At 51.6% G+C, this 11,456-nt stretch carries 11 protein-coding genes and 1 tRNA gene; 7 read left to right on the top strand and 5 right to left on the bottom strand.

Going from position 1 to position 11,456, the window contains the following annotated elements; translation table 11 throughout:
* The first annotated feature begins 247 nt into the window (after positions 1 to 247).
* Entirely contained in the window at positions 248 to 946 is a 699-nt protein-coding gene (locus ABSE13_RS07300) for a TIGR00266 family protein (RefSeq protein WP_424027850.1), read from the top strand.
* 39 nt (positions 947 to 985) lie between these two features.
* On the opposite strand, the gene ABSE13_RS07305 is transcribed toward ABSE13_RS07300, so the two are convergent.
* Positions 986 to 1,795 (bottom strand): hypothetical protein, encoded by an 810-nt coding sequence (locus ABSE13_RS07305; RefSeq protein WP_424027851.1) that lies wholly within the window; start codon positions 1,793 to 1,795, stop codon positions 986 to 988.
* 101 nt (positions 1,796 to 1,896) lie between these two features.
* On the opposite strand from ABSE13_RS07305, the gene ABSE13_RS07310 reads away from it, so the two are divergent.
* Positions 1,897 to 2,289: a hypothetical protein gene (locus tag ABSE13_RS07310; RefSeq protein WP_424027852.1), complete on the top strand. Its 393-nt coding sequence runs from the start codon at positions 1,897 to 1,899 to the stop codon at positions 2,287 to 2,289.
* A gap of 51 nt (positions 2,290 to 2,340) precedes the next feature.
* Here ABSE13_RS07310 and ABSE13_RS07315 read toward each other — a convergent pair whose 3' ends face one another.
* Entirely contained in the window at positions 2,341 to 3,546 is a 1,206-nt protein-coding gene (locus ABSE13_RS07315) for a TraB/GumN family protein (protein WP_424027853.1), read from the bottom strand.
* A gap of 88 nt (positions 3,547 to 3,634) precedes the next feature.
* The gene (locus tag ABSE13_RS07320; RefSeq protein WP_424027854.1) at positions 3,635 to 5,146 is read right to left on the bottom strand and encodes a TrkH family potassium uptake protein; all 1,512 of its coding nucleotides are present in this window, start codon (positions 5,144 to 5,146) and stop codon (positions 3,635 to 3,637) included.
* Between the two features lie 118 nt (positions 5,147 to 5,264).
* Between ABSE13_RS07320 and ABSE13_RS07325 the strand changes: the two genes are divergently transcribed.
* The 5 genes from ABSE13_RS07325 (at position 5,265) to ABSE13_RS07345 (ending at position 9,029) form a co-directional block, all read left to right on the top strand.
* Positions 5,265 to 6,290, top strand: coding sequence for an AI-2E family transporter (locus ABSE13_RS07325; RefSeq protein WP_424027855.1), 1,026 nt, complete (start codon positions 5,265 to 5,267; stop codon positions 6,288 to 6,290).
* A gap of 74 nt (positions 6,291 to 6,364) precedes the next feature.
* Complete coding sequence (locus ABSE13_RS07330) at positions 6,365 to 8,179, top strand: KUP/HAK/KT family potassium transporter (RefSeq protein ID WP_424027856.1); 1,815 nt, start codon at positions 6,365 to 6,367, stop codon at positions 8,177 to 8,179.
* 116 nt (positions 8,180 to 8,295) lie between these two features.
* Positions 8,296 to 8,380 (top strand) — tRNA-Leu (locus tag ABSE13_RS07335).
* A gap of 185 nt (positions 8,381 to 8,565) precedes the next feature.
* Positions 8,566 to 8,787: a 2-oxoisovalerate dehydrogenase E1 subunit beta gene (locus tag ABSE13_RS07340; protein ID WP_424027857.1), complete on the top strand. Its 222-nt coding sequence runs from the start codon at positions 8,566 to 8,568 to the stop codon at positions 8,785 to 8,787.
* Entirely contained in the window at positions 8,784 to 9,029 is a 246-nt protein-coding gene (locus ABSE13_RS07345) for a type II toxin-antitoxin system HicA family toxin (RefSeq protein ID WP_424027858.1), read from the top strand. Before ABSE13_RS07340 ends, ABSE13_RS07345 begins: the two co-directional genes overlap by 4 nt.
* Before the next feature lie 38 nt (positions 9,030 to 9,067).
* Here ABSE13_RS07345 and ABSE13_RS07350 read toward each other — a convergent pair whose 3' ends face one another.
* Both ABSE13_RS07350 and ABSE13_RS07355 read right to left on the bottom strand, forming a co-directional pair.
* Complete coding sequence (locus tag ABSE13_RS07350; RefSeq protein ID WP_424027859.1) at positions 9,068 to 9,403, bottom strand: cupin domain-containing protein; 336 nt, start codon at positions 9,401 to 9,403, stop codon at positions 9,068 to 9,070.
* Positions 9,404 to 10,558: 1,155 nt separating this feature from the next.
* Positions 10,559 to 11,008: a type IV pilin domain-containing protein gene (locus ABSE13_RS07355; protein ID WP_424027860.1), complete on the bottom strand. Its 450-nt coding sequence runs from the start codon at positions 11,006 to 11,008 to the stop codon at positions 10,559 to 10,561.
* Positions 11,009 to 11,456: the final 448 nt, after the last annotated feature.

Here is an 11,456-nt window from a genome sequence, read left to right on the forward strand (position 1 = left end):
ACCCCTTATGGGGGTGACCTGCTTTTGGAGTGTGACCCCCTTCCCTTTCATCACGGACTTGCATGCGTGAGGAAGGTTTATGACGGGAATTTGTTCGGACGAGGGTCGATCTCATTAAAGGTACGACCCCTCCGACCCCCATCATTCCTGTCCTGGTTAAACTGCATCAGTCAGCGGGTTTATTCTTCTCACCCGGAAAATCCCAAACACATTTCATCTCCCCTGCCAAAATCCAGTACAAGATATCATGAAATACGAGATCGTTGGCGATAACCTGCAGATGGTGAAGATCGACCTCTCCCCGGGAGAGGGCGTCTATGCCGAAGCCGGGTCCATGGTAAACATGACGGGGTCCTTCCTGATGGAGAGCCAGCTCAAGGGCGGGATCATCTCCGGCCTGAAGCGGGCCGTTACCGGCGAATCCATCTTCCTGACCCGGTTCACCCCGGGTTCCGGGGCAGGATTTGTCTCGTTTGCCGGCACCATGCCTGGCAGGATCTTCCCGGTGACGATTGCCGACCAGAAGGAATTCATCGCCCGTAAAGAGTCCTTCCTCTGCTGCGACGAAGGGGTGGAACTCGACGTTGCTTTCATCGACAAGATCCGGGCCGGACTTTTCGGCGGCGGGGGTTTCATCCTCCAGCGGATGACCGGGCAGGGCACGGTTTTCCTCCACTGCTGCGGCGATATCATCGAGATGACGCTGCTGCCGGGTGAAGTAATCAAGGTCCAGACCGGTCTGGTTGTCGGGTTCGATCTCACGGTTGGCTACGATATCGCGCTCGCCGGCGGAATCACCACTGCGCTCTTTGGCGGCGAGGGGCTCTTTGTCACCACCCTCACCGGCCCGGGCCGGGTTGTGTTGCAGTCAATGGATATTGCAAAGATCGCAGCCTCCATCATCCCGTTCCTGCCCAAGCCGGAAGTGAAGGTCAGGCCGGTCTGAGAAAGAGCTGCGCATTTTTTTAAGACAGATTTTTTTATCCTATTTTTCCGATCGGTTCTTTTCTTCGGGAACCCATCCGAGTTTCTCAAGCAGGTACCGGGTCTCGTCCTGTGCCTTAAACCCCGGACTTCGTGGCTGGACAACGAGCGTGATCGCGTCCTTCAAAAGGATGTTCTTTCCTTTCATCTTGCAGAGAGGATAATCCCCGTTGAACCGTTTGAGGGCCTTGACGAACGCATCAAGAATCTTTTTCCGGTCCTTGAGATCGATCTTCCGGAGTTTCATGAGATGCTCGAAGATCGAGACATCGATGAGCGTGCTTGCCATCCAGCCGATCTCGCAGGTATAGCCGAAAATCCAGGCAATATGCGAATTCTTCGTTGTCGAGATGAAGTCGTCGATATTGTTGCCCACGCTGCAGGAGCCGATCAGGACGCCTTCGATATTGGAATAGTTTGCCGCACTCTTTACCGCTTTGAACATCGCCGGCAGTTTCATGCCGGTCTTTGCCTTGAGCCCGCCGATCCGCTTTCCCGTTCCGTGGGCGGCGACATACAGGAAGAGCCGGTCCTCCCGGGTGTTGGTCAGGTCGTCCTCAAGTGCCCTGCGGAAGCCTGTCTTCTCATAGAAGTTCGCATAGTAGATGTTGAAATCACCACGATAACTTTCAAGACCTTCCAGAAAGAGGAGAACGGACGGACGTTTGGGTTTCTGCTCCGGTGTCCACCAGAGACCTTCGATAACAAGCAGGGCAGTACTGGACAAAAGGATCACGCTGGTGCCGGTGCGTATGGCAAAAAGGAGATGGCTCCAAACGGCATAAACCTTTGTGGTCGTAACGGTATACAAAAGGATAAATCCCTGCGGGCAGAAGCTGTTCCGGTTAGCAAATACCGGCAGATCGGGGAGAGGGAAAATCCTGCCGGTAAAAGAGAGATTGAACGATAGCTATGGACGAATACAATACCCGCACTTCCCGGGAGAACATGCCGCAGGATCCCTGCGCACCAGATTCCCATACGGATCCATTCACCGGCGAAGTCCCGGCCGGTATGACGCTTGAAGGTATTATTGGACGGACGGACGAGCTCGGGCACCTCAACGAGCTGGTCGTGCTGCATCTGGAACAGGCCGGGGGATTCACCAGCCCGGCATCCTATTTTACGATCGTCACGCCGGTTCTCGATATGCTGGAAGTGGAGATCCGGCTCCGGTACCGGGCGGGCATGTCAAGGGACCAGGTGAAACTGATTGTACAGGACTGGATTGACAAGGAGATTGCTGAACTGAAAGGCCGCGTCCCGGCCGGTGCGCCCGCAACAGATCCGGAAAAATACCGGTAACCCAGGCGTACATCAAGCGTTAAAAAAAGTGATTGGCAAAAAGGGGCATTATCAGACCAGCCCGGTGAACCATGTCCACATGTTATGGACACCGGTAGAGATCACATACCCGGGATCAATCTTGAGGAGCGGGAAGACGAAGATGAAGTACAGGATGGTTCCAAGGATGCTCCCGAGATTGGCAAGCGCTGCGACTAAGACTACCTTGAAGAGGGGTATCTTTGCCATATCGGAAAGCGACTCGGTCTCGTAGATCTTCCGGAAATCCGTGAGTGGCGGTTTCCTGACCCGGGCTTCTACATACGCGGCAATCCAGCCGGCGTGGAGCATCGGGTTGAGCGAGGTCATCCATGCCACGCAGAAGCAGGTGAGCGCTGAATACGGGTGCCCGCCTGCTGCGAGCGTGAATACTGCGGCGAGCGTGCCATGGATGATCACCCAGAAGAGGAACGCGTAGAGCAGGACATTCCAGCCAACCCCCGAGAACGCGATCGCGGCAAGCAGGAAGGCAAAGAGGAAGGTGACGACAAACCCGAAGATCTTTGCCCAGGGGAACGATTTTGGTTCCCGGGTGAGGGAATCAAAGGGAGGGAGCGATGCCGGGTTATCAAGATGATTCGTGATTCCCTGGCGGTGACCGGCGCCGACTACGGCAAGTACACGTCCTTCCGGCCGCTGGACTTTGAGGAGAATAAGCTGGTGGGCAATGAACGCATCCCGTTCATCGATGAGGGTCCGGGCACCGTTGGGAGAGAACTTGCGGAACTCTTCCATGACCATGTCGATGACGTCCTGATCCTTGAGCGACTCGATATCGATCTTCTCGCCATTGTCTACTTCGGCAATGGAGACGATCAGGGCCCAAACCATCTTGATCTTCTCAAAGATTCCAAGGGAATTCCAGAACCGCAGGAGCGTGACCCGGATGTCCCGGTCCACAAGAGCGATCGGGATTCCCCGCTTCTCCGCTTCCTCAATGGCGGCCTTCATTTCCGCACCGGGCTCGACCCCGACATCGAACCCGATCTTTCTCTGGAGATAGGCGAGCAGCCACTGGACGAGAAGCGAGTTGAAATTCTTGACCTCGAGAACGTCATTGACGGTCGGGTCGCGGGCCTGTTTTTTGAGGGCGGCAAAACGCGATGGATCGAGTTCTATTGCAACAATATCGGGTTTATATTCTTCAATTGCGGTCCTGACCTCGTCCACACTGTGCTGCGAGACATGGGCTGTGCCGACTATCCTGATCTCTGCCATCTGTCACCGTTGTTCTCACTATATATGCAGTACACCAAGATAAGGGAGTGCGGTGCAGGGCAGATACCATTCACCGGTAACTCCTGAATCAGTGATATTCACTTCCATCCGGTTTATTCGCATCTGCATCGCGCGCTATGTCATCCTTGATCTCCTTGCCGATACCCATGGCAATGATAATGACGGGAACGATCTCAAGCCGGCCAAGCCACATGAGCACAATGAAGATCGCCTTGATGGGAACCGGGCTTTCCGGGCCGATGAAACCAACCGTCATGCCGGAGTTGCTCAGCGCCGAGACGATCTCAAACACTACCTCATCCAGCCTGAATGACGTGATATAGAGGTGAAGCGTGACGATGGTCGCAAGGAAGATGGTCAGTACATAGATCACGATGACCAGCAGGTTCTTGGAGATCGCAATATCGGAAATCTCCCGGGAGATCGTTTTTCCCCCGAGCCGCAGGGGCACGATCACACGGCTGCTGACAAAGAACCGCCGGAACCACCACCGCACACCCTCGTATGCGAGTGCCAGCCGGTTCACTTTGACGCCCCCGGCCGTGCTCCCCATCGCTCCCCCGATAAAGACCATCATCGTTAACACCGCAAGGGGAACCGTGGCCCAGTGGTGGATGTCAGAATTCTGCAGACCGCAGGTACAGATCCCGGAGACTGCCGTAAACGTGCCCTGCCTGAACGCGGATCCGAGGGTGATATCCCCAAAGATGTAGAGATCGCCTGAGATGATGAGCGATCCCAGGAACGCGATCAGGAGAAGGATCCTGACGGTATGGTCCCGGAACATGTCACGGACTTTCCCATGGTAGAGCAGGAAAAAAATCTTGAATGGCACTGCCCCGGCAATCATTACCGGGATGAGAAGGATCTCCAGAAGAGGATTATTGTAATAGGCAAGCCCGGACGAATGCAGCGTAAACCCGCCGGTCGCAATGGTTGTCATGACGAGGTTAAGCGAATCCCATAACGGGATGCCAATGAGCATGATAAGGCCGGTGAAGGCAAAGGTGAGGACAAGGTAGATCATCCACACCCTCCGGCTGGTGGAGACGGTAGCCGATACCAGCTCGTCTGCCCGGCCTTCGGCCCGGTACATGCGGAAAAGGGAGGCCCGGGTCTTGCGGCGGAGCGAGATCCCAAAGACAATGATCCCGACCCCTCCGATCCATTGCATGAACGATCGCCAGAAAAGAAGGGTCTTTGGCGCGAGGTCCAGGGAAGGGATCATGGTAAATGCCGTACCGGTCCACCCGGACATCGCCTCAAAGATGCTGTCGAGGTAGGTCATGTGAAGCCCGAACACAAACGGCAGCGCACCGATGAAAGCAATCGCAAGCCAGGAGAGCGCAACGGCAGAAAGGGTAGCAGAGAAGGAGGGTTCGAGATCCTTGTAAGGCACCTGCGAGATGAGGAATCCCAGGACAAGGAAGGTCAGGGGGACAGTTGCCATGGGCAGGATGAGATTCCATTCGTGGAAGACGATAAGAACAAGGAAGGGTACCAGTGATGCGATGCCGAGGAACTCGAAGATGAGCCCCATATCGTGAGCGATCATGGCAAAATGCTCGATCCGCTTCATCTGATCACCACGTGCTGGATAATGTTATATGGTTATTGTTATCGTTCTTTCTTTCCCCCGCACACTTCCTGCACAGGCACCCTTTTAATTCCGGGCCCCGAACACTAGATAACCAGATATGTACGTGTTCCGCAACGACCAGTTTCCGTTTATTCTCATGGTCATCCTGACCCTTGCCGCCATCATCTTCTTCTGGTCGATCATGGACATGGTCCTGCTCGGGGCATCCCTTGCCATCGTCATCCTGCCGGTACACCATTACCTGTCGCGGCATGTCCGCCCGGTCTTCTCGGCAATCCTTGTTACTGCCGGCGTGATCTGTGCCTCCGGGATATTCGCCTATTGTACGCTTGCCATCCTTTCGTCCAATGCCACGACTCTCGCCGGGATATTCTCTACCATCGGCACCTGGCTTAACAGTGCCTCAACCCAGCCCGAGATTTTCGGGTTTCCCTTAAAAACAAGCCTTATCAGCTTACTGAACACGGGGAATGCCATCTTCCTCGATTACCGTGCAACGCTCATCGATGACCTGACCTTCATTGCGTTCAAAGCATTCATCTTCTTCTTTACCTTGTCCATCCTGCTCTACCACGGGGAAGAACTTAAAAAGAAGATCATGGATCGTCTTCCGTCCGCAGTCAGCCAGTACGTAAACCGGCTTTCATCCGTGACGGTCGATACGCTGTATGCGATCTATATTGTCCAGATCGCGATAGCGGTGCTGACATTCTTCATCTCACTTCCGGTCTTCTACCTGCTCGGCTATGGGAATATTGTCTTTTACTCATTCCTGGCCGCTCTCTGCGAGCTGGTACCGGTTATGGGAGCATCCGTTGCCTTCCTCCTTGTCGGCGCATATGCCCTTGCGATTGGCGATCTTCGCGGAGTCCTGATCCTCTTTGTTCTCGGGTATATCGCCGTCTCCTGCCTGCCGGAGATCTTCATCAGGCCGGTAATCGTGGGCAAACGCGTCAGGATCAACCCGGTGCTCATGTTCATCGGCATTATCGGGGGCCTCCTGACCATGAAACTTGCGGGTTTTGTGCTCGGGCCGGTGATAGTTGTCCTGCTCATCACCAGCTACCGGATGTATATCAAGGATCGACAGATCCCTGCAGACATTACGGTACTTGGGGAATAACCAGTAACAGGAGTGGCAACTCAAGCCTGAAAGAGAAAGCATTATCCATCTTTCTGATGAGAGGTAAAGAAGCAATGCTCAAAGACTATTTTGCCATGCCGGGACTTGTCAAGTCGATGGGACTGGTATTTGGCGATATCGGTACCAGTCCGATTTACACGCTGACGGCAATCTTTCTCCTGATACCCCCTACCCCCCAGAATATCATGGGCATCCTGTCTTTGATCATCTGGACCCTCACCACACTCGTAACGGTGGAATACACGTACCTTGCCATGCACCTTGGTAAGAAAGGTGAAGGCGGGACAATCGTGCTCAAAGAGATCCTCCTTCCCCTCCTGAAATCCGGAAACCAGGTGGCGTTTGTTTCCCTGCTGGCGATAGTCGGCATCTCCCTCTTTATCGGAGACGGCGTAATCACGCCGGCAATCAGCATCCTGTCGGCAGTTGAGGGGATCCTCCTCATCCCGGGATTCGAAAACACCACGCAGATTCTCCTGATGTCCCTCGCTGCCCTGATCGCCATCGGCCTCTTTGCCCTTCAGGCCAAGGGATCGGAGAAGGTTGCATGGGCATTTGGCCCGGTGATGGTCGTCTGGTTCATCACCCTTGCGGCTACCGGGTTCATTGCCCTGTCTGCGGCACCAGGTGTGCTGCTCTCACTTAACCCGATGTACGGGATCAACTACCTGCTTCACAACGGGCTTGAAGGATTTCTCATTCTCTCTTCCGTGATCCTGTGTGCCACCGGGGGCGAAGCCCTGTATGCCGATATGGGCCATCTCGGCCGCGAACCGATCATCCGTGCATGGTATCTCGTATTTGTCGCCCTCACCATCAACTATCTTGGCCAGGGTGCCTTCATCATGACCCATCCCGGAACCCAGAATGTCCTTTTTGAGATGGTCTTCTCGGAATTTTCATTTCTCTATATCCCGTTCCTGATCCTGAGTATCGCCGCTACGGTTATCGCGTCACAGGCAATGATCTCCGGGATATTTTCCATCGTATACCAGGGAATCACTACCCGGATCATGCCACTCCTGCGGATCGAATATACGTCACCCCAGCTCCGGTCACAGATCTACATCGATGTAGTCAACTGGATGCTCCTCGGCGCCGTTCTGCTGGTTATTTTCATATTCCGGTCTTCCAATAACCTCACCCATGCCTATGGCCTTGCGGTGAGCGGGACAATGGCAATCACCGGCGTGATGATCCTCTGGATCTTCCTCCTGAGGGGCGAGATCCTCAAGAGCCTGATCGCGTTTGTTGTGCTGCTGGTCAATGTCATCTTCCTGGCCTCGAACTTCCACAAGATACCGTACGGCGGGTACGTGTCGCTGTTGATCGCGTTTATCCCGCTCTGCATTATTCTCATCTACGTCAAAGGGCAGAGCAAGCTCGCCAATGCATTAAGCCCGGTCCCGCTTGAGGAGTTCCTCCCGAAATTCAACGAGATTTACCCCACGGTAAACCGGATCTCGGGATCTGCACTCTTCTTTGCCCGGGATTTCCGGAAGCTGCCCCAGTACATCCAGCGGATCATGTTCACCAACAACATTATTTACGACGACAACATCATCATCTCGATCATACGGACGGAACAGCCGTTCGGGGTCACGTGGGGCGTCACCCGGGAGATCACCCCGGGCCTTTCCATCTTCGAGATCTATCTCGGGTACATGGAGATTGTCGATATCGGGCATATCCTTAAAGAGGCCGAGATCGATGAGAAGACGATCTTCTACGGCATGGAGGATATCATCACCACGCACATGATCTGGCGGATCTTCGGGGCGCTCAAACGCCTCTCCCCCTCCGTTGTGCAGTTCTACAAGCTGCCATCGGACAAGATCCACGGGGTCGTGACCCGTGTCGATATGTAATAGGATTCAATACGGGCCGGACCGGCGATATGCTCTTATCAGTTCCTGACAAATAGTCCGGATACGCGGGAATATCCCGGAGAGATTTCCAATTATTTTTTCCCGCATAAAAACTGGCGTGGATATCCGAGTCTGGTCAAAGGAGCGGGATTTAGGGTCCCGTCGCGCAGGCGTTCGCAGGTTCAACTCCTGCTCCACGCATTTTATTCATGGATCATGGTCAGGATCATCTTAAACCGCTTTTTTGCAAGGACCGCGTGCGGGATTTTTGCCGGCATGATGATCATCTGGCAGACCGGAAGGACGAGAGCACGTTTTTAGCTCCGTGTTACGTGCACTGAAAAGTTGATGAGCAAGTCCAGAATATATCTACCTAGGGAAGTTTTATGGGAATATATGAAAGCAGCGAGATTATTTTCATTGTCGAGGAATCTCCGGAAGGAGGATATGAGGCACGATCGCTTAACCATTCTATTTTTACCGAAGCAGATACGTTCGAAGAATTAAAAAAAATGGTTCATGATGCTGTCTCCTGCCATTTCACCAGCGAGAATCGTCCCCGGGTGATACGGCTTCACCTGGTAAAAGATGAACTGATGCCGGTATGAAGCTGCCAAGAAATATTAACGGCGACGAACTCACCCGTCGCCTTTCACGGTACGGGTACCGGGTGGCCCACCAGACCGGCAGTCATCAGCGTCTTACTGCGAATGTTGACGGCCGAGACCATGACATTACCATTCCCCGGCACAAACCTCTTCGTGTCGGTACACTCCATGCGATCCTTACGGATGTTGCCAGGCACCAGAAAATAAGCCGTGAACAGATTATTGCAGAATTGTTCGGATGATCCTCCGGGGAAGCAACAATACGCCTGTTTCACGCATTTTACTCATGGATCATGGTCAGGATCATCTTAAACCGCTTTTCTGCAAGGACTGCGTGGGGGATTTTTGCCGGCATGATGATCATCTGGCCTTCATGGAGCACATAAGCGGTTTTATCGATCGTAATCTCTGCTTCCCCGTCAATGATGGAAGCGATCGCATCGAAGGGAGCGGTATGTTCTGACAGCCCTTCCCCGGCATCAAAGGCAAAGAGCGTGATGGTGCCGGTCTTTTTGTACACGAGCATGCGGCTGACCACGGAGCCATCCTGGTATGCGATGAGATCGGCCGGGGTGAGGACCTGGCTTGCGAGGGATTCATTCTTTTTATCGGTCATGGGGTATCACACAGGATAGGTGGGGAGGAGATCAGATATAAGGCCATGGCAGGGAATGGGATCCGCTACCGGAAACTATTCTCCGGAGCAGGATGTGATATGCGATCATTGTCCCGGGTTCGTCAACTTGTATGAAATAATCAAATTGTCTGTTTAATCTTCAAGAAAAATGATCAGAATGTGCTATTTAGTCATTTTTATCGATTTTTAACCTGGCATTTTTTATCTCATGACAAGGTAACAGAACCTTGTCCCGGATCAGGGAGAGCAAAATCACGATTATTATTCCCTATACGCAGGAATAATCCCGGCATTTGTATTGCTGAGTCTTATTGAGCTATTTTCAAAAACCAATAAATTTATCCCGTTTCTTGATAAATTACAGATGTGCGAACGTGGATTATTGCAGTGGTTCTCTGCATTTTTTGGCTTATTCTTCCTCTCCAGTGTTTTGTCATCGGGGATAACCTGGCATTTGGGGTACAGGGTTCGGTGTTCCGGTACCAGATGTACTCGGAGGGTAATTCCCTGATCCCCTTAAACCATGAAATTAATTTTATTCTCGCAGGAGTCTATAAGGGGAGGACCGCACTATCAGTGATTCTCTGGACATTGGGAACCGTTGTATTCACCCTGACGACTATCTGCTCGCTTGGTTATTGGAACCGGTTACCCCGGAAGTATCTTCGGTATATAATTGCAGGGATTACAGGGGCGGGAGTCCTGTACCTGGCGTCCTGTGTTGCTCAATATGGTCTATTCTTGCATGGGCCTGCCGGAGTATCCATGCCAATTGGGGTTCTTATCCTGTTCCTATTCGGGGTATTTTTATATGTTTACCAGGATTTTCTGTACTCTGAAGAAAAAATTTCCATGTATTTTTCCCATAAGGAATAACAAAATTAGTCCGGCCGGATGAATTTTATTATGAGTTTTATCGGATTTATACCATTTTTCTGGGGCTCTCGCATTCAACGGTACTGAAATGTGTCTTGAAATATCGTGATAAATTACAATATGAGGGCCTAATAAATACGGGTACAATCAATGTTGGTGATCAGGTAAAACCTGATCAGAGCTGCCGATGAAGCTGTCATGCGATCAATTAAAACAGAGAATCTTTTGCGTTTCCAAACTGAAAAAAGGAGTGTTGGATTAAAGATATGTGTTTAACAATACCTGATTCGTTCCGTCACTGAATGTACCGACAACCATGATCTGGGTTCTTACGGTATATCCATCAGCACTGGTTATCAATTGGAGTGTGGACCCAACTGGGGGTTTCAAATATTGACAGATTCCTCCCGTAAGAGCGGGAGTAACGATGTCTCCATTAATAGAACAACTTATCGCAGGATTCGGGCTTGTGGTTGCATTAATTGCACTTAATGATCCTTGATCCTGACCACCCTGATCTGTCAAAGTAATACCCGATGAACCCTGTTTCGTCACAGTTACTGCAACAACCCTTGTTTTACTGATGTTTCCTGCCATACCAAAGACGAACGCGGCGATAACCGCTGCAAGGATCACCGTGATTGCGACCATTAAGATCACACCAATCACCGGGGACACCCCGTCATCATTTTTCTTTGCAAATACCATTGTTTCAAACACCTAAAATTGCCCGATGACAGGCAACACAATGTAATATGACGTTATACTAAGTGGCCATATATAAATATTATTACCTGGATTTTTGAGAGAGAATAAGACGAACAAAGAAATCTGCAATGAATTTTAGAGTGTTCACATCACAGAAGGACAGGTATGCTTTATAATTTTGTTCCATTATGACCGAGAAAGAATTGCTTATATAAAACCAAGAATCGAATATCAATTTAGATTTGGATACATCAGATATATTGGGAAATTGCAAAAAAGGTTATTGAAGTTAGATATAGGTATCTAATACCACCTGATTGGTTCCATCATTGAACGTACCAATAACCGTAACTTCGGTTCTTCCAGCGTAACCACCAGCAGCAGATGTCACTTTAATAGTGGATCCAACTGGAGGATTAGTTACGGCGGCTGTAGTCCCACAATAAGT

Source organism: Methanoregula sp. (assembly GCF_049518935.1).
Lineage (GTDB): Archaea > Halobacteriota > Methanomicrobia > Methanomicrobiales > Methanospirillaceae > Methanoregula.